Source organism: Glycomyces sp. NPDC049804 (assembly GCF_040674615.1).
GTDB classification, from domain to species: Bacteria; Actinomycetota; Actinomycetes; order Mycobacteriales; family Micromonosporaceae; genus Glycomyces; species Glycomyces niveus.
In genome coordinates, this window is sequence record NZ_JBFAMQ010000010.1 from 144,767 (window position 1) to 163,062 (window position 18,296).

The 18,296-nt window shown below is 70.1% G+C and carries 14 protein-coding genes and 1 pseudogene; 9 read left to right on the forward strand and 6 right to left on the reverse strand.

The features are described 5' to 3' along the window. Positions 1–309: 309 nt before the first annotated feature. Positions 310–1,950, reverse strand: coding sequence for a DEAD/DEAH box helicase (locus tag AB0K52_RS17320; protein WP_363532924.1), 1,641 nt, complete (start codon positions 1,948–1,950; stop codon positions 310–312). Between the two features lie 415 nt (positions 1,951–2,365). Here AB0K52_RS17320 and AB0K52_RS17325 point away from each other — a divergent pair, with 415 nt between their 5' ends. The 5 genes from AB0K52_RS17325 (at position 2,366) to raiA (ending at position 7,576) form a co-directional block, all read left to right on the forward strand. Further along, the gene (locus tag AB0K52_RS17325; protein ID WP_363532927.1) at positions 2,366–3,058 is read left to right on the forward strand and encodes a ferritin-like fold-containing protein; all 693 of its coding nucleotides are present in this window, start codon (positions 2,366–2,368) and stop codon (positions 3,056–3,058) included. 129 nt (positions 3,059–3,187) lie between these two features. Beyond that, on the forward strand, positions 3,188–4,486 hold the full coding sequence (locus AB0K52_RS17330; protein ID WP_363532930.1) for a hypothetical protein: 1,299 nt from the start codon (positions 3,188–3,190) through the stop codon (positions 4,484–4,486). Next, positions 4,486–5,841 carry an ABC transporter permease gene (locus AB0K52_RS17335; RefSeq protein ID WP_363532933.1) on the forward strand — a complete coding sequence of 452 codons (1,356 nt, stop codon included), beginning with the start codon at positions 4,486–4,488 and terminating at the stop codon, positions 5,839–5,841. The genes AB0K52_RS17330 and AB0K52_RS17335 overlap by 1 nt, the downstream gene beginning before the upstream one ends. A 16-nt stretch (positions 5,842–5,857) precedes the next feature. Beyond that, positions 5,858–6,499 carry a phosphoribosyltransferase family protein gene (locus tag AB0K52_RS17340; protein WP_363532936.1) on the forward strand — a complete coding sequence of 214 codons (642 nt, stop codon included), beginning with the start codon at positions 5,858–5,860 and terminating at the stop codon, positions 6,497–6,499. Between the two features lie 408 nt (positions 6,500–6,907). Next, positions 6,908–7,576: a ribosome-associated translation inhibitor RaiA gene (gene raiA, locus AB0K52_RS17345; protein WP_363532939.1), complete on the forward strand. Its 669-nt coding sequence runs from the start codon at positions 6,908–6,910 to the stop codon at positions 7,574–7,576. 158 nt (positions 7,577–7,734) lie between these two features. Here the strand turns inward: raiA and AB0K52_RS17350 are convergent, their stop codons facing one another. The 4 genes from AB0K52_RS17350 to AB0K52_RS17365 all read right to left on the reverse strand — a co-directional run bounded on the left by AB0K52_RS17350 (position 7,735) and on the right by AB0K52_RS17365 (position 11,364). Further along, on the reverse strand, positions 7,735–8,883 hold the full coding sequence (locus tag AB0K52_RS17350; protein ID WP_363533011.1) for an Ig-like domain-containing protein: 1,149 nt from the start codon (positions 8,881–8,883) through the stop codon (positions 7,735–7,737). A gap of 84 nt (positions 8,884–8,967) precedes the next feature. Then, positions 8,968–9,939 carry a GNAT family N-acetyltransferase gene (locus AB0K52_RS17355; protein ID WP_363532942.1) on the reverse strand — a complete coding sequence of 324 codons (972 nt, stop codon included), beginning with the start codon at positions 9,937–9,939 and terminating at the stop codon, positions 8,968–8,970. A 72-nt stretch (positions 9,940–10,011) separates the two neighbouring features. Continuing rightward, positions 10,012–11,133, reverse strand: a complete 1,122-nt coding sequence (locus AB0K52_RS17360; RefSeq protein ID WP_363532945.1) for a GNAT family N-acetyltransferase — start codon at positions 11,131–11,133, stop codon at positions 10,012–10,014. Positions 11,134–11,211: 78 nt separating this feature from the next. Then, the gene (locus AB0K52_RS17365) at positions 11,212–11,364 is read right to left on the reverse strand and encodes an Arc family DNA-binding protein (RefSeq protein ID WP_363532948.1); all 153 of its coding nucleotides are present in this window, start codon (positions 11,362–11,364) and stop codon (positions 11,212–11,214) included. Between the two features lie 4 nt (positions 11,365–11,368). Here AB0K52_RS17365 and AB0K52_RS17370 point away from each other — a divergent pair. The 3 genes and pseudogenes from AB0K52_RS17370 to AB0K52_RS17380 form a co-directional block, all read left to right on the forward strand. Beyond that, positions 11,369–11,901: pseudogene (locus AB0K52_RS17370) on the forward strand (transposase); the annotation flags it as partial. An 81-nt stretch (positions 11,902–11,982) separates the two neighbouring features. Further along, a complete protein-coding gene (gene secA, locus AB0K52_RS17375; protein ID WP_363532951.1) occupies positions 11,983–14,880 on the forward strand; it encodes a preprotein translocase subunit SecA in 2,898 nt (965 codons plus the stop codon). Between the two features lie 4 nt (positions 14,881–14,884). Continuing rightward, on the forward strand, positions 14,885–15,352 hold the full coding sequence (locus AB0K52_RS17380) for a hypothetical protein (RefSeq protein ID WP_363532954.1): 468 nt from the start codon (positions 14,885–14,887) through the stop codon (positions 15,350–15,352). A 138-nt stretch (positions 15,353–15,490) separates the two neighbouring features. Here AB0K52_RS17380 and AB0K52_RS17385 read toward each other — a convergent pair whose 3' ends face one another. Continuing rightward, positions 15,491–16,414, reverse strand: a complete 924-nt coding sequence (locus AB0K52_RS17385; protein ID WP_363532957.1) for a hypothetical protein — start codon at positions 16,412–16,414, stop codon at positions 15,491–15,493. Positions 16,415–16,592: 178 nt separating this feature from the next. Between AB0K52_RS17385 and pruA the strand changes: the two genes are divergently transcribed. Next, complete coding sequence (gene pruA / locus AB0K52_RS17390) at positions 16,593–18,218, forward strand: L-glutamate gamma-semialdehyde dehydrogenase (protein ID WP_363532960.1); 1,626 nt, start codon at positions 16,593–16,595, stop codon at positions 18,216–18,218. Positions 18,219–18,296: the final 78 nt, after the last annotated feature.

Genomic DNA, 18,296 nt, shown 5'->3' on the forward strand with positions numbered 1-18,296 from the left:
GTGTGGCGGATCGGAGCGCCCTCGATGCAGGGGTGGCGCGGGGTGCGACGGTGTCGGGGGTGTCTGGGTTGTCCCGCACTCGAGTTCGGGTGTGGCGGAATGGAGCGCCCCCGAATCAACGGTGCCGCGGGGGTACGACAGGACGACGTGATGCCGGGTCGCTCGATCGGGGGATTGCTGCGCTCGCGGGGCGCCTTTCGGCCAGGGGGCGGCGGCGAGCGATGGCGGCGGAAAGTCCCTGCGAGCGAACACGGCACGGCCGGTAGATCCGATGGATCTACCGGCCGAGCCGTTCGTCTCGCCTGTCGCTTATTCGGCGCTCGTCTGGCGGTCGTTGCCGCCCGTGGGGCGGCGGCGACGGCGTCGGCGGCGAGCCGGGGCGTCGCCGTCGGCGGTCGAAGCGCTGTCGGCAGGCGCTGCCGCGTCCTTGGCAGCGCGCGGGGCCTGCGCCTCGGTGCCTTCGCCTTCGGTGCGGATGCGGCGGCGCTGGCGGCTGCGCGGGGCCTTGGCCTCGGCGTCGCCGGCGGGCTCGTCGGCGGTGGCGCGTTCGCTCGAGGAGCGCTCGCCGCGCCCGCCCGGGCGGGCGCCGCCGCGGCGGTCGCTGCCGCCCCGGTTGCGGTCGCTGCGCCCGCGGCCCCGGCCGCGGCCGGACTTGCGGCTGTCGCCCTCGACGTTCTCCTCGCGCTCGGCGCTGAGGCCGTCGCGCTTGCGGAGCTCGCTCGGGAGCGCCGACGGCGCCCCTTCGGGGATGTCCAGGTCCGTGTACAGGTGGTCGGACGTGTGGTACGTCTCGACCGGCTCGCCGAGGTCGAGGTTGTTCGCCTTGACGATGATCTTCCAGCGCGGCAGGTCCTCCCAGGTCAGGAAGGTCACCGCGATGCCGGTCGCGCCCGCGCGGCCGGTGCGGCCGATGCGGTGCACGTACGTCTCGGCCTCTTCGGGCGCGTCGTAGTTGATGACGTGCGTGACGTCCTGGACGTCGATGCCGCGGGCGGCCACGTCGGTCGCCACGAGCACGTCGATCTTGCCTGAGCGGAAGGCCCGCAGGGCCCGCTCGCGCGCGTTCTGGCCCAGGTCGCCGTGGACCGAGCCGACCGCGAAGCCGCGGAAGTCGAGCTCGTCGGAGAGCTTCTGCGCCGCGCGCTTGGTGCGGCAGAACAGGATCGTGAGGCCGCGTTCGCGGGCCTGCAGGATGCGGGCCGTGACCTCGACCTTGTTGAGGGCGTGGGTCATGTAGACCAGCTGGCGGGTGTTGTTCGCCGCCTCCTGGTCGGGGCCGGTCACATCCGCGGCCACGGTCATGGGCCGGTGCATGTGGCGGCGCGACAGCGACATGATCGTGTCGGGCATGGTCGCCGAGAACAGCATCGTCTGGCGCTCCTCGGGGAGGAGCTTGAGGATCTTCTCGACGTCCTCGGAGAAGCCGAGGTCGAGCATGCGGTCGGCCTCGTCGAGCACGCAGTGCGCGATCGCGTCGAGCTTGATGTGCTTGGACTTGTACAGGTCCAGCAGCCGCCCGGGGGTGCCGACGATGATGTCGACGCCCGCCTTGAGCGCCTCGACCTGGGGCTCGTAGGCCCGGCCGCCGTAGATCGGGAGGACCCGGATGCCGCGGGTCTTGCCCGCGTCCTCGAGGTCGCGCGCGACCTGGAGGCCCAGTTCGCGGGTCGGGACCAGGATCAGCGCCTGCGGCTTGCCGCTCGCGCCCTCCTCGGCGGAGGCGATCCGGTCGATGATGGGGAGGCCGAACCCGAAGGTCTTGCCGGTGCCGGTGGGGGCGCGGCCGATGATGTCGGAGCCGCGGAGCGCGATGGGGATCGCGTACTCCTGGATGGCGAAGGCCCGCTCGATACCAAGCGCCGCAAGCGCTTCGACGGTCTCTTCCCGCACGCCCAGCTGGGCGAAGGTCGGCCCTTGGTTCTTGGGCCGGTCGTTGTTCACTTCGTTCACTCTGTTCACCTCGTGGCGGAGGACGTCACCAGATCCGGGGAACTCGGCGCCACATTCAGTCTCGTCATACAGCGGCGACGACCGCCGGATTCGGGAAGTCGCCGCTTCGCAGGAGCGGCCCGGCGCCTGACGCCGGTACCGCGTTCGAGGACCGCTCTCGCACCGCCGAACGCGCATTGCCGAAAGGATTCGCGCGGTTCGTCGAGGGGACTGCCACCAATTGGCCGCGGTCGCTCCCGTCCATCGTACGCCCCTGACGCACCTCCGTCTCGGAGCGACGCTGCGATCAGGCCCGCAAGGTGGGCGGACTCACCCGCCCAGGGCCGCGCCGACCTGCGAAGACGCGTGCGGCGGTCCGGTTCCCGACAACCCCGCGAAGGCGAAGGCCGCTCCGGGCCAGTGGTAACCTGCCCCCGTGTCCGAGACAACTGATCCCGCCGCGCCGACCGACGAGCCGACCCCCGCCCCCGCGGCCCCGAGCCGCGAGGCCGTCATCGACCTCCTTGGGCTGCTTGCCCTCGGCGAACTCCTCGCGTTCGAGCGGATGGTCTACGACGCGCGCCTCGCCCCCGACCTCGGCCGCCGCGCCGCCCTCTCGGAGGCGGCCGTTGGTGAGATTCGCAACTACCGGCTCCTCGCCGACCGCCTGCAGGAGCTCGGCGCCGACCCCGGCGAGGCCATGGCCCCGTTCAAGGAGGCCTTCCGCTCCTTCGACGCCTCCACCTCGCCCCGCGACTGGCTCGAGGCGCTGGTGAAGGTCTACCTCGGCGACGCCGTCGCCGACGACTTCTTCCGCGTCGTCTCCGCCGGCCTCGAGGACGAGGACCGCACCCTCATCGAGACCGTGCTCGCCGAGACCGGCGCCTCCGACCTGGCCGCCGCGGAGATCCGCGCCGCCGTCGAGTCCGACCCCGCCGTCACCGGCCGCCTCTCGCTGTGGGCCCGCCGCCTCGTCGGCGAGGGCATCAACCGCGCCCAGGGCGTGGCCGCCGCCAACGAGCGCCTCACCGGGATCATCGTGGGCGACGGCGGCACCCTCGACGCCCTGCTGCGACGCCTCACCCGCGCGCACCAGGACCGCATGAAATCCGTCGGCCTGAACAACTGACTCGCCGCTCGTTCACGGCCCGCAAGCATCGCCGAGGCCGTCCCGCAAGGGGCGTTACCGAATCGAGATGATTCGGCCGCAACTGGACCCTTCGCTCCACGCGTCTTGGCGGTGGAGGAGGACACAAACATGCGGCTCAAGAAAAGCCATGTCGTCAGCGGGGTGCTCGCCCTAGCGCTGATCGGCGCGACCGGCACTGCCTGGTATTTCGCGATGCAGGCCCAGACCCCGGCGCAGCGCGCCGAAGAGGCGGCCGAACCCGAGGACAGCGTGATCACCGTCCGGGTCGACCAGGACCAGCTGATCGAGACGCTCGAATTCGACGCGGTCTTCAAACGCACCGGGGACTTCAGCGTGCCCGCGCCCGCGGCGCCCGAGGGCATCGAGACCGCCCTGGCCTCGAAGATCCCGCTCGAAGTCGGCGACGAGGTCAAGGCCGGGACGGTCATCCTGGAGGTCTCCGGCCGCCCGATGATCGCCCTCGAAGGGGACGTGCCCGCCTACCGGGACCTCACCGAAGGCGACACCGGGCCCGACGTCAAGCAGCTGCAGCTCGCGCTCCAGCAGCTCTACGGCACCCCGCAGACCGGCACGTTCGACGCGCGCACCGTCGCGGACGTCAAGAAGCTCTACGACAACGTCGGCTACGACCACGCCACCAAGTCCGAGGAGGTCGCCACCGAGGGCACCGGCGAAGAGGACACCGCCGGCGGCGACGAGGGCGCCGAAGGCGACACCGGCGGAGACGAGAACACCGGCGGCGGCCAGGCCGCCACCGTGGAGCGCGTCGTCGTGCCCTCCTCGGAGGTCGTGTTCCTGCCCGACCTGCCCATGCAGGTCAGCAAGATCAACGCCCAGCAGTCCGCGCCCGTCGGCACCGACCAGCCCGTGATGGTGCTCGCCTCCGGCGACTGGAAGCTCGAGGCCAAGCTCGACGAGGAGACCGCCGCCGAGCTGTCCAAGGAGAACGTCGAACTCGAGTTCGGCGACGGCCCCATGGAGGGCCAGGAGGTCGGCGAGTTCGAGCTCGAGGTCCGCGAAGAGGCCGCCGAGCAGGACGACAGCGGCTACTACGAAGGCGAGGAAGGCGAGCAGCAGACCCAGGAGGTCACGTACGCCGTCTTCGCGTTCGACGCCGAGAAACTCGAAGAAGTCGAAGAGCTCGTCCCCGAAGACGAGCAGGAAGTCACCCTCGTGAAGGCCCGCTCCGCCGAAGACGCGCTCATCGTGCCGCTCTCGGCCCTGTGGACCGACGGCGAAGGCCGCACCATGCTCACCGTCCTCGAAGACGAGGGCGGCAAAGAGCGCCACGTCGAGGTCAAGGTGACCCTCCGCCACGACGGCCGGGGCGTCGTCGAGCCCGTCGAGGGCGAGCTCGCCAAGGACGACGAGGTCGTGATCGCTTGGCGCGACCGGGAAAACGCCTGATGGCCCGCAAGCGCCGCGAACCTGAGACCGACACCGAGCTCCTGGACTACATCGCTCCAAAGGACGGCTCGATCGCGGCCGAACCGCAGGGGCGCAAAGCCCGCCGCGCCGCCAAGAAGGCGGCCAAGGCCGAACGCGCGGCCGCCAAGGGCGAGACGCCGAAACGCCAGGGCCGCTTCGGGGTCCGCAGCATGGGCATCGCCTACGAGGCCTTCCAGTCCCTGCGCGGGCGCTCCATGCGCACCTGGATGACCGCGATCGGCATCGCCCTCGGCATCGCCGCCACCGTCGCCACCGTGGGACTCTCGTCCACCTCGGCCGCGGCCATCGCCGAGCGCTTCAACGCCACCGAGGCCACCCAGGTCACCGTCTCGTTCTCCAACAACATGCGCGACGCCGGCTTCGCGCCCACATTGGAATCCAGCGAGCGGGTGCGGGGGATCAACGGCGTCCAGCACGCCGGGATCTTCTGCGCCTCCTCCGAAGAGCGCCAGGCCTCCCGCACCGAGGACCAGGACTACCTGCGCGACGTCCCGGTCTTCGGCATGGAACCGGGCGCCATGGACGCCTTCGGATTCACCTTCGTGCAGGGCGCGGCCTTCGACGAGGGGCACGTCGCCCGCGACGACCGCGTCGCCGTCATCGACGAGTCCGCCGCCCGCGACCTCGGCTACGCCTCGCTCGAGGGCGGCCCGATGATCTACCTCAACGGCGAGGAGTACGCCCTCGTCGGCGTCTACACCGCGCCCGAAGGCGAAGCCAAGCTCACCGGCGCCGTCATCATCCCGCCCACGCCCTGCATCACCGCCGACGCCGAGTTCGCGGCCGCGGAGGTCTTCATCCGCACCGACCTCGGCGCCGCCGACAAGGTCGCCGAGACCGCCCCGACCGCGGTCTTCCCCGAAGGCGTCAAGAACCTCTCGGTCAACAAGCCCTCGGACCTGCGCAACTTCCGCAAGGGCGTGGAGAACGAGATGCAGGCCCTCCTGCTCGGCCTCGCGGGCGTCTCGCTCGTCATCGGCGCCGTCTCGGTCTCCAACACCGCGCTCGTCTCGGTCATGGAGCGCCGCAGCGAGATCGGCCTGCGCCGCGCCGTCGGCGCCGCCCGCCGCGCCGTCGCCATGCAGTTCGTCTGGGAGTCCACCTTGATCGGACTCATCGGCGGCCTCTTCGGCACCGTCCTCGGCGTCAACGTCACCGCGTTCGTCTCGCTCTACCGCGACTGGCAGATCGTCTTCGACCCGATGCTGTTCGCCGCCGGACCCGTCATCGGCGCGGTCGTCGGCGTCGTCGCCGGCGTCTACCCGGCCTGGCGCGCCAGCCGCATCCCGCCCGCGGTCACCCTCCGGGCCTGACCGTCGTTAGTCCCCGGTGAGACTCACCGAGGACGCACGGGACCTGTTCCTGCCCGCCGCCTGCGCCTCCTGCCGGAGCGCGCCGGCGGCGGGCAGCGGTCTGTGCGCCGACTGCGCCGCCGACCTGCTCGCCCTCCGCCCGCTCCTCGCCGCCCCGGCCGTGCGCACCGCGCCGCCCGTCGTCGCGGGCGGACCCTACGCGGGGGCGCTCGCCGAAGCGCTCAACGAGTACAAGGAGCGCTCGCGGCGCGAACTCGCCCCCGCGCTCGGGGCCCTCCTCGCCCGGGCGCTGGCGGTCGCGGCCGCCGAAGTCCCCGACGCCGTGCTCGTCCCGATTCCGCCCACGCGCGCCGCCCGCCGCGCCCGCGGCTTCGACCACGTCGCCACCGCCTGCGCCGGCCTCGGCGACCTCCACCGGGTGCTGCGGGCCCGGCCCCGGCCCGACTCGGTGGATCTCACCCCGCGCCAGCGCGCCGCGGCGGCCGCCGCGAGCCTGCACGCCGTCCCGCGCCGCCTCGCGGCCCTGGCGGCGACCGGCCGCCCGGTGGTCCTCGTCGACGACGTCGTGACGACCGGGGCCACCCTCGACGCCGCCGCCCGGGTGCTGCGGGGCGCGGGCGTGCGCGTTCCCGCCGCCGTCACGGTGGCCGCCGCATAGTGGGGCCGAAGTGGTTCATGTGGCGGTACCGGCGGGTACCCCTCCCGGTGTCGGCAAGGCGACAGGCCGCGTGCGCCCCCTTCGTCCGCGAACGCGAACCGTAATCGCCAGTCCGCCCAATTTCGCGCGGGCGTGCCTATTCGCATTGGAGAATTCCGGTAGCCGAAGGGTCGACTTTCGGTGAGTGAAGCGTTAGTCTCGAAATCTCAGATCGGTAACGAGACGACAGAGGTCAGATGGCCGAAAGGTGAACGCCCCCAATTCCAGTGGTGCGGAATCCCTGGTCGTTCCATCCGTGAGAGGAGGTCGCTCCTTCCGCCGTACCGGACCATCGGCTCCGGACCCAGCATGCACAACTTCGTTCGCATCCCGCCGTCGCAGAGCAGGATGCACCTGGGAGGTTCAGAGGTGGACATCGTCGTCAAGGGCCGCAACGTGGAGGTTCCCGACCACTACCGCGAGCTCGTCGAGGAGAAGATCGAATCCAAGATCGCCAAGTACCTCGCCCGTTACGACGGGGAAGCGATCGATATCGACGTCGAGCTCTATCACGAGCCCAATCCCCGCCAGGCCGACCACGCCCAGCGAGTGGAGATCACCTGCCGTCCTAAGGGGACGGTGATGCGAGCCGAGGCCTGCGCCGCGGACTTCCGCTCCGCCTTCGAGCTCGCGGTGACCAAGCTCGGGCACCAGCTCCGCAAGAACACCGACCGCAAGCGCGTCTCGCGCGGCGGGACCAAGGCCCCGATGTCGGTGTCCCAGGCGACCTCCAGCGGCAGCAACGGCGCCGTCAACGGCACCCTGCTCGCCGAGTCCCCGGTCAGGGACATGGCAGCCGCGCACTTCATCTCCGAGGACGTCGACCACTTCGACGGCCTCGTCGAGGACCACCTGCCGGGCCGGATCGTCCGCGAGAAGATCCACCCGGGCGAGCCGATGACCGTCGACGACGCCCTCCAGAACATGGAGCTGGTCGGCCACGACTTCTACCTGTTCCACGACAAGGAGAGCGGCCGCCCGTCGGTCGTCTACCGCCGCCGGGCCTTCGACTACGGCCTGCTGCGGCTCGACCTCTAGCCACTACCGGACCGCCGCGCAGCGGCGGTGAAGAGGGGGGCTTTCCTCTTCGGTCCGGATGTTGTTGAGGGGTGGCATCCGGACCGGACGAGGCCCCGGGCGATTTCGCCCGGGGCCTCGATCCATGTCTGGGGTGTGCGGTCAGGGGGTCCGGCGCGCTAGAGGGCCGAGCCTTCCTTCCACTCGTCGTAGGACATCACCCAGTAGCCCCAGCCGTTGTCCCACGGCATCGGGCGCGGGGACGACTCGCCCACGACCTCGACCGGGTCGCCGCGCTGGGCCATGTGGAAGAACCACTCGGCGTCGGACTCGCTGGCGTTCAGGCAGCCGTGCGAGAGGTTCGCCTCGCCCAGGCTGCCGTTCCACGGGGCGCCGTGCACGAACTCGCCGGTGGCGTTGATGCGGGTGGCCCAGTTGACGTCCGTCGAGTAGTAGCCCTCGTCGCCCTCCTCCTTGCCGGGGGAGACCATGGTCTTCTTCTCGAACTTCTCCATGACCAGGTGCGTGCCGGTCGCGGTGTAGTACTCGTACTCGGCGCCGGAGCCGCCGCTGATCGGGATGGTGCGGGCGACCTCGCCGTCGACCTCGACGGTCATGGTGTGGGAGTCGAGGTCGGCGCGGGAGATGTTGGCCTCGCCGATCTTCAGCTGCGCGGTGTAGTCCTCGCCGCCCCACGTGTCGTCGCCCAGGAACTCGCCCTCGAAGTCGGCGGTGAAGGTCACCGTCTGGTGGCCCTCCCAGTACTCCTTGGTGCGGTAGATCACCGTGTCGTCGTCGATCCAGCGCCAGGCGCCCTCGTGGCCCTTCTCGGACTCGACGACCAGGAGCTTCTCGACGGCGGCGCGGTCGGGGGCGTCCTCGGTGAAGGTCACGATGATCGGCGCGCCCACGCCGACCTCCTCGCCCTCGGCCACCGGGGTCACGTCGGCGACCTCGAAGCCCGAGCTCTCCCGGGCCTGGGTGGTGAACTGCTTCTCGAACTCGGTGACGGTGCCGTCCGAGCTGACGGCCTTCGCGACCACGGTGTGGGTGGACCCGGCGTCCATGACGCCCTCAGAGGTCCACGAGGTGAGGTCCTCGGAGAACGCGCCGTCGATGGTCTCGGAGCGGTCGGACGTGACATTGACCTCTTCGAGGATGCCGTCCACGACGGACAGCGTGAACGGAGCGGTCGGGTCCTGGTCTTCGACGGCGTCCATCGACACCGCCGGGACGATCGGCGCCGGCGTGAACGTCCCCGTCTGGGGGGCGGCGCAGGCCCCGGCCATGAGCAGCAGGGACAGCACCGCCAGTGCGCGGGCGGGCATGAGCTTCAACGGGGGTTCCTCCACAAAGCGAAGTGACTGGATCACTATAGCTTCGACGCTCGGCCCTACCGGTTGGGTTGCATGTCAATCGCTACTTAGCGAAGCCCACAGGAGCGTGTCCCGCCGCCGCCCCGCGACGGTCGGCAGACCGCCTCTCTCCACCCCTTCCAGGCGGAATCCCGCCCGGCGCAGGACGGCCTGCGACGCTGTGTTGTGAATATCAGTGCCGGCCCACACACGGTCGAGCCCGACCTCCCTGAACGCCCACTGCCGGACCAGTCGCACCGCCCGCGTCGCGTACCCGCGACCGCGCGTCTCGGGCCGCAGGTCGTACCCGATCATGCCCGTACCGACGACGCGCGTGACGTCGTAGAGGCCGATCGTGCCCTGGTAGCCCGCGCCGTCGTCGATGACCATGAGGGCGCTGCGTCCGCGCAGCCACGCGACCGCCGCCCGCCACTCGCAGACCTCGCGGGCCTCGGCGGCGCTCGGCGGCAGCGGCAGGACCGACCCGGAGTAGACCTCGGGCCGCGACCGGTGCCGGAGGTGGGCTTCGTAGTCGTCGGGCGTCAGCGGCCGCAGCGCGATCACCTCGTCCCGCAGGGACCCGTCCGGGAGATCCGGCAGCACGCGCGGAAACGGTCCGGGGCCGTCGCCCGGCAGCAGCCCGAGCGTCAGCGCCTCGGTGCCGTCCCAGGCCGCGCCACGCGCCACGCCGCCCTCGATCCGGAACCCGGCCCGCAGGCCCGCCCGGATCGCGGCCTGGTCGCGCACCGGCGGCCGCGCTTCGAGGCGCTTCGCGCCCCCGGCGAACACGCCCGGGGCGGCCGCCCGCAGCATCGCCGCCCCCAAGCGCTTGCCGCGCCGCTCGGGCGCCACCCAGCACCGCACGGACACCGTGCCGCCGTCCTGCGCGAACCCGAGCGCGCCCCAGACGGCCTCGCCCTCGGGGCCGACGGCGATCGCGTCCGGTGCGAACCCGCAGTCGACCTTCACGTCCTCAGGCGCGGGCCGCAGCGAGAACGCCGAGGACTCGACGGGCGCGAAGTCATACACGCCCTCAGCCAAGCAGGGGCGACGCCCTGCCGTCAACCATTCCCGGAACGCGATTCGCATTCCGGGCGGGACTCAGGCCAGGTCCTCCCTGAGACGGCCGCCGACCCACGAGTCGAGCCGGCCGTCGTCGCCGTGCCTGAGGCCCTTGCGCGTGCCCTCGATCACGAACCCGGCCTTCTCGGCCACCCGCCGCGACGCGTCGTTGCCGACCACCGCGCGCCACTCGATCCGCTCCAGCCCCAGCTCCTCGAAGCCCAGCTCGCACAGGCGCCGCACCGCCGCCGTCATCCAGCCCCGGCCCCGCGCCCACGGCGAGCAGAAGTAGCCGATCTCGGCCTCGCCCGGCGCGCGCAGGTTGAACTCCACCGAGCCGCAGTACCGGTCGTCGGCGTCCGCGAGCACGTAGAGCACCCGCTCGCCCCGGTCCCACGAGTCCCGGCAGAACGCGAACCAGTCGTCGGCCATCGCCCGCGTGTACGGGCCCGGGACCGTCGTCCACCGCCGCACCTCGGCGTCGTCGCAGGTCGCGGCCAGGTCATCCAGGTCCTTCTCCAGCAGCGGCCGCAGCCGCAGCCCCGCCGCGCTGGTCTCCAGCTGACCCCGCTCTGCCAGGAAGAACCCGGCCTGCCGCTTCAGGATCTCGTAGTGCTCGGGCGGGCTGTCGGGCCCGCGCACCTCGCCCGGCAGGATCCCTCCCACCCAGCAGTCGCGCGAGACGCCCCGCTGGTACACGCCGTTGCGGGCGATGCCCTCCACGGTGAACCCGGTGCGCACCGCCGCCAGGCGCGAGGCGTGGTTCCCCACGATCGCGTCCCACGCGATGCGCTTGGCGCCCAGATTGTCGAAGCCGAACTGGACGGCCGCGCGGATCGCCCGCTGCGCCACGCCCCGCCCGCGCGCCCACGGCGCGGTCACGTACGTGATCGTCAGCTCGTACGGGAACGACTTCGTCAGCGCCATCGAGCCGACGAGCCGCCCGCTCTCGTCCTCCACCGCCCAGCGGGGGTTCCCGCTCTGCCAGTGCCGCTCCTGCAGCCACACGAACCGCTCCCTGGGCGTGCCCGACCACGGCAGTGGCATCACCAGGAACCGCTCGATGAGCGGGTCGTCGTAGATCTTCGCGAGATCAGCCATGTGGCGCTGCTCCCACGCGACGAGGCGCAGGCCGCCGGCGGTGAGGGTGACGGGTTCCATCCGTCGATTCTTACAGGTTCTCGGTCTTCCGCCTCAGGGGGAATGCGAGCGCCCTGCGTAGCAGGGCGGGCAATGCGGTTATGGCTCTTTGGTTCGGCCGCGCTCGTATTCGGCGACCGCGCGTTTCAAGAGGTGGACCAGCTCCGCATTCATCGAGCGGTCTTCAAGCGCGGCGATGCGCTTGACGTGTTGGTGCAGGTCGTCTGGGAGGCGGATAGTGAATGTAGCCATGCCCCGCGCACCGAAAGGGTCAGATCGCCGCGCCGCCGAGTTTGCCAAGGCCGCGAGGATCAAGGCCAGGGAAGCCGCTCGGCGCAAGGACTGGGTCGAGAAGACTTCGACTACGCTCGCGACCGGGTTCGATGTGATCCGGTTCGAGAAGCTCAACATCAAGAACATGACCGCCTCGGCAAGGGGCACCGCGGCCGAGCCCGCCGCAATGTCGCGGCCAAGGCAGGTCTCAACCGGGCGATCCTGGCCCAAGGCTGGGGTCAGCTCCGGTCGCGTACCGAGCAGAAAGCCCCCGGGCGGGTCGAAGACGTCCCCGCCCCCTACACCAGTCTGCGCTGCTCCGCCTGCGGATGGATCGAGAAGCACTCGCGTGAGAGCCAAGCCGAGTTCTTCTGCGTCTCCTGCGGGTTCAGCAGCAACGCCGACATCAACGCAGCCATCAATATCGCGGCAGGACATGCCGGAGGGACGACCCCGCGCCAGCAGGAGATTGTCCGTGAACCTCAGCCGGAAACGGCTGGAATCCCTTCCCCGTAGGGAAGGGAGGATGTCAAGCGTACTATTGACCGGGAAATCCACCCGATTTGGCCGAGACGTTGCTGTGGGAGCTGATCTTCCGTGTCGTTGTTCGAGAAGGTACTGCGAGCCGGCGAGGGCCGTGCGCTCAAGCGACTCAATGCGATCGCCGATGCGGTCGACTCCTTGGAGGACGAGTACGAGGCGATGACCGACGCGGAGCTCCGCGCGCTCACCGACGAGTACAAAGAGCGTCTGAAGGACGGCGAGACCACCGACGACCTCATGCCCGAGGCGTTCGCCACCGTCCGCGAGGCCGCCAAGCGCGTCCGCGGGATGCGGCACTACCACGTGCAGCTCATGGGCGGCGCGGCCCTGCACCAGGGCAACATCGCCGAGATGAAGACCGGTGAGGGCAAGACGCTCGTCTCCACGCTCCCGGTCTACCTCAACGGCCTCACCGGCAAGGGCGTCCACCAGGTCACCGTCAACGACTACCTGGTGCGACGCGACGCGGAGTGGATGGGCGAGATCCACCGCTTCCTCGGCCTCACCGTCGGCGTCGTCCTCCCCGGCGAGGGCGCGGAGAAGCACCGCGCGGCCTACAACTGCGACATCACGTACTCCACGAACAACGAGCTCGCGTTCGACTACCTGCGCGACAACATGACCAGCTCGGCCGAGAACCTCGTGCAGCGCGGCCACAACTTCGCCCTCGTCGACGAAGTCGACTCGATCCTCATCGACGAGGCCCGCACGCCGATCATCATCTCCGGCCCCGCCGAGCACACGCCGCGCTGGTACAAGGAGTTCGCGGAGATCGTGCGCACCATGAAGCGCGATGAGCACTACGAGGTCGACGAGGGCAAGCGCACCATCGCGATCACCGAGCTCGGCGTCGCCCGCGTCGAGGACCGCCTCGGCATCGAGAACCTGTACGACTCGGTCAACACCCCGCTCGTCGGCTACCTCAACAACGCGATCAAGGCGCACGAGCTGTTCGAGCGCAACCGCGAGTACATCGTCTCCGAGAACGACGAAGTCCTCATCGTCGACGAGTTCACCGGCCGCGTCCTGCCCGGCCGCCGCTTCAACGAGGGCATCCACCAGGCCATCGAGGCCAAAGAGAAGGTGGACATCAAGCAGGAGAACCAGACGTTCGCCACCACCACCCTCCAGAACTACTTCCGCATGTACGACAAGATCGGCGGCATCACCGGTACCGCGCAGACCGAGGCGGCGGAGTTCAACAACGTCTACGGCATGGGCGTCATCCCGATCCCCACGAACAAGCCGATGATCCGCAAGGACCAGTCCGACGTCATCTACAAGACCGAGGAAGCCAAGTTCCAGGCGGTCGTCGACGACATCGCCGAGCGCCACGAGACCGGCCAGCCGATCCTCGTCGGCACCACCTCGGTCGAGAAGTCCGAGATGCTCGGCCAGTTCCTGCGCAAGCGCGGCATCCCGCACAACGTCCTCAACGCGAAGAACCACGCGAAGGAAGCGGACATCATCGCCCAGGCGGGCCAGCGCGGCGCCGTCACCGTCGCCACCAACATGGCCGGCCGCGGCACCGACATCATGCTCGGCGGCAACCCCGAGTACCTGGCCGCCGCCGACCTGCGGGCGCGTGGCATCGACGAGGCCGACGAGGAGACCTACGCGGCCGCGTGGGAAGAGGCCCTCGCGAAGTTCGAGGAGACGACCAAGGCCGAGGCCGAGGACGTCAAGGACGCGGGCGGCCTGTACGTGCTGGGCACCGAGCGCCACGAGTCGCGGCGCATCGACAACCAGCTGCGCGGCCGCGCCGGCCGCCAGGGCGACCCGGGCGAGTCGCGGTTCTACCTCTCGCTCTCCGACGACCTCATGAAGCGGTTCAACGCCGACGCGGTGCGCGCCATGATGAACCGGCTGCGCGTCCCCGACGACGTCCCGATCATCTCCAAGATGGTGTCGCGCCAGATCGAGTCGGCGCAGTCGCAGATCGAAGGCCACAACGGCGAGATCCGCAAGAACGTCCTCAAGTACGACGAGGTCATGAACAACCAGCGCACCGTCATCTACGACGAGCGGCGCAAGGTGCTCAACGGCGAAGACGTCTCCGAGCAGATTGGGCACTTCATCGACGACACGCTCGAGGCCTACGTCGCGGGCGCGACCAGCGACGGCTACGCCGAGGACTGGGACCTGGACGAGCTGTGGAGCGCGTTCAAGCAGCTCTACCCGATCCAGGTCTCCCACAAGGAGCTCGTCAAGAAGGCCGGCGGCCTGTCGGAACTGGACGCCGAGACCCTACTGGCCGCGGTGAAGGAGGACGCGCACGCCGTCTACGCCACCCGCGAGGAGGAGTTCGGCGAGGAGGTCCTGCGCAAGCTCGAGCGCCGCGTCCTGCTGCAGACGATCGACCGCAAGTGGCGCGAGCACCTGTACGAGGTGGACTACCTCAAGCAGGGCATCAGCCTGCGGGCGTACGCGCAGCGCGACCCGGTCATCGAGTACCAGCGCGAGGCCTTCGACATGTTCCAGACCATGCTCGACGGCATCAAGGAGGAGTCGGTCCGGTTCCTCATGAACGCCGAGCTGAAGCAGAAGACCGAGGGCACGGCCGAACCCGAGGCCCAGATCCGGGGCTTGGAGCCGCTGCGCAAGCCGGAGATGCTGGTGCAGTCGGCGCCGTCGATCGACTCGGCCTCCGGCGTGGAGCAGCAGACGACGACCGAGGACGGCTCGGTGTTCAAGCGCCCGCCGAAGCCGGTCCCGGGCCAGAAGCGCGCCGTCAAGCGCACGCCGGGCGCGGGCACGAAGGGCGCGGCGAAGGTCGCGCCGAAGTCGGCCCGCTCGGCCGGTCCGCGCAAGGCGTCGACCGCGCCCCCGGCGAAGCAGGCGAACCCGCAGCAGCGCCAGTCCGAGAAGGTGGGGCCGAACGAGCCCTGCCCGTGCGGTTCGGGCAAGAAGTACAAGCGCTGCCACGGGGCCCCCGGCGGAGCTGCAAACTAAGGGCATGACCCGTATCTACGTGCCCGCGAACGCGGAGATGCTGGCTCACCTCGCCCTTCACGGCGAGGTGAAGCCGGTCCTCGACGTCCACACGGTGACGTCCTGGCTGGAGCGCGAGGCGCCCGGCGCGGACGTGGAGGACCTGGAGTACACGGCGTTCGCCGATGCGGCGCTGGCCTCGGTCGCGCTGCTCGTCGACCAGGCGCCGCGGCGGGTGGTGATCTCTGCCGACGTCCCGGACGACCTGGTGTCGGAGGAGCCGGGGGGCACGGCCGCCAAGTTCGACGGCAGCGTGAAGCTGAAGAAAGTGGCGGCGATCCACATGGACGACGCCGCCGCGGCGGTCGAGATCGCGGCCGAGCTCCTCTCAGGGGAGCCCGATCTGGAGCGCATCGAGTCGAACGTGCTCGACTGGTACGCCCCGTCGGAGCTTCACGACCTCTTGGCGGCGCTCAACGTCGGCAAGAGCTGACCGCCGTCGGCGTCGTCCTTGCCGACGCCTACGAGACCGATCGAATCTTCACCCTCGATCAGCGAGACTTCCGTGTCGTTCGGCCCCTGACACTGAAATTCGGCGCGTTCAAGATCTTCCCAGCCGACTGCTATTGCGTCAGGACCTCTTGGCGGCCTTGGCCTTAGGGGCCTTGGGCAGCAGCAGCCCGAAGGCGAGCACGGCGCAGAGCGCGCCCGCGAACATCGCGGTCATCGAGCCGTTGTACTGCCACTGGAAGCTGAGCGCGAGGAACGCGGTGTCGAGCGGCGAGACTTCGTCGAGGCCCACATTGAGGAGCACTTCGACGCCGATCTGGGCGATCATGGTGGACACCAGCCAGATCGCGCCCGGGGTCGCCCCGGCGACGAGGTGGCCGAGGAGCTTCACGCCCGCTTTCTTCTTGCGCAGGTAGAGGAACGCGCACACGCCGCAGGCGAGCCCGGCGATGAACGGGATGGCGCGGCCGAGCGCGCCGTACTGGTCGAGAGGGTCGGAGAAGAGGCTCACCGAGGTGGCCGCCTCGAACAGGCCGCGCGCGAACATGAAGACCAGGAGCAGCAGGGTGGCGCTGAGCCCGGCGACGACCGTGGTGCCGCGCTTCGGCAGCGCGAACAACCCGCCGATGACCGCGGACCCGAACAGGACGAGCGCGAGGACCAGCGCGATCGAGGCGTCCACGGCGAAGCTCGCGTAGGCGACGGCGCCGGCGGCGAGGCCGACCACGGTGAACCCGAGCGCGGTGAGCGCCCGCTGCGGGCCTCTGAGCAGGCGCGGGGTCACGACGCCGGCGACGGCGCCCGCGAACGCGGCCACGATGATGGGGCTGAAGAGGCTGTTGGCCAGGAGCATGACGCCGGTGTCGTCGAGCCCGTCGGCCATGCCGGTGAGCTGGTAGAGCGAGAAGACGACCCCGGCGAGCGAGAGCACCGCCGTCACGCCGAGCACCCAGAGCGCGACGCGCCCCGGCTGTGCCGCGGGCGGGGCCTCCGCGTGCCGCTCGGTCCCGTGCTCCTGCGCCTGTGCTTCCTGCGTTTCAGTCACCAGCCCAGAGTACGTATCGCGGTTCGGGCGGCTGCATCACACCAGGGGCTTCTTTCTTGGCATCGCACCAGGTCGCAGCCCTCGATCTGTGCGAGGATGGCGGCAAGGCATCGCACCTTGTAGCCTCTTGATCAAAGACTTATCATCGAAACAGCCATCGATTCAACGGGAGGGCGCGATGGACGCCTTGTTTACGGTTCCCACTCCGGAGAACGAACCGGTCAATACCTACGCACCGGGCACCCCTGAGCGCGAAAGCCTCCAGAAGACCCTCGCCGAACTCGCGGGGACTCAGCTCGACCTCGATCTCAACATCTCCGGCGAGTGGCGGCGCGGCACCGGCGCCGAGATCAAAGTCGTGCAGCCCCACAACCGCGCCCACGTCCTCGGCACCGCCCGCGAGGCCACCGCCGCCGAATGGGCCGACGCGGTCGCCGCCGCCAAGGCCGCCCGCCACGACTGGATCCGCACCGACTTCGCCGACCGCGCCGCGATCTTCCTGCGCGCCGCCGAACTCATCGCCGGACCCTACCGCGACGTCCTCAACGGCGCGACCATGCTCGGCCAGTCCAAGACCGCCGCGCAGGCCGAGATCGACGCCGCGTGCGAGCTCATCGACTTCCTGCGCTTCAACGTCAGCTTCGCCGAAGGCATCTACCGGCAGCAGCCGAACTCCTCCAAGGGCCTGTGGAACCGCACCGACCACCGGCCGCTCGACGGGTTCGTCCTCGCCATCACGCCCTTCAACTTCACCGCGATCGCCGGCAACCTCCCCACGGCCCCGGCCCTCATGGGCAACACGGTCGTCTGGAAGCCCTCGCCGACCCAGCAGTTCGCCGCCCACTTCGTCATGAAGGTCCTCCTCGAGGCCGGCCTCCCGCACGGCGTCATCAACATGGTCACCGGCGTCGGCACGAACAGCGAGACCGCGCTCCTCGACCCCGACCTCGGCGGCATCCACTTCACCGGTTCCACCAAGACCTTCCAGCACCTGTGGCAGACGGTGGGCCAGAACATCGCCGGGTACCGCACCTACCCGCGCCTCGTCGGCGAGACCGGCGGCAAGGACTTCATCGTCGCCCACCCGAGCGCGGACCTCCAGACCCTCGCCGTCGCCATGGTCCGCGGCGCGTACGAGTACCAGGGCCAGAAGTGCTCCGCGCTCTCGCGCACCTACGTGCCCGCCTCGCTGTGGCGCGGCGGCCTCAAGGACGCCGTCGTCGGCATGACCGAGGACATCACCTACGGCGACGTCACCGACTTCGCCAACTTCGGCGGCGCGGTCATCGACGACCGCGCCTTCGCCAAGCACGCCGCGCTCTTCGAACGCCTCGAAGGAGACTCGAAGGCCACCGTCGTCACCGGCGGCTCGGCCGACGACTCGCAGGGCTACTTCGTGCAGCCCACGCTCGTCGAGTCCACCGACCCGACCCACGAGCTCTTCACCGACGAGTACTTCGGGCCGATCAACGGCGTCTACGTCTACGACGACGCCGACTTCGACACGGTCGTGCGCCAGGCCGCCGACATCGCGCCGTACGCCCTGACTGGCGCGGTCTTCGCCACCGACCGGGCCGCCATCGCCCGCGCGAGCGAAGCGCTCCGCTTCGCCGCCGGCAACTACTACATCAACGACAAGCCCACCGGCGCCGTCGTCGGCCAGCAGCCCTTCGGCGGCTCCCGCGGCTCCGGCACCAATGACAAGGCCGGCTCCTGGCAGAACCTGGTCCGCTGGGTCAGCCCCCGCTCGATCAAGGAGAACTTCCTGCCGCCCACGGACTACCGCTACCCGCACCAGGGCTGATCTACGGCTCCGCAAGCGTTTGCGTGGGCAGCCGGCTCCCGGCGTCGAGGGGGCCCGGACCGGGAGGTCCGGGCCCTT

Excerpts from the sequence above, each read along its gene's own strand:
- AB0K52_RS17330 (WP_363532930.1), top strand. The coding sequence starts at position 3,188 with ATGCGGCTCAAGAAAAGCCATGTCGTCAGCGGGGTGCTCGCCCTAGCG.
- AB0K52_RS17335 (WP_363532933.1), top strand. The coding sequence starts at position 4,486 with ATGGCCCGCAAGCGCCGCGAACCTGAGACCGACACCGAGCTCCTGGAC.
- AB0K52_RS17350 (WP_363533011.1), bottom strand. The coding sequence starts at position 8,883 with ATGCCCGCCCGCGCACTGGCGGTGCTGTCCCTGCTGCTCATGGCCGGG.
- AB0K52_RS17360 (WP_363532945.1), bottom strand. The coding sequence starts at position 11,133 with ATGGAACCCGTCACCCTCACCGCCGGCGGCCTGCGCCTCGTCGCGTGG.
- AB0K52_RS17365 (WP_363532948.1), bottom strand. The coding sequence starts at position 11,364 with ATGGCTACATTCACTATCCGCCTCCCAGACGACCTGCACCAACACGTC.
- AB0K52_RS17380 (WP_363532954.1), top strand. The coding sequence starts at position 14,885 with ATGACCCGTATCTACGTGCCCGCGAACGCGGAGATGCTGGCTCACCTC.
- pruA (WP_363532960.1), top strand. The coding sequence starts at position 16,593 with ATGGACGCCTTGTTTACGGTTCCCACTCCGGAGAACGAACCGGTCAAT.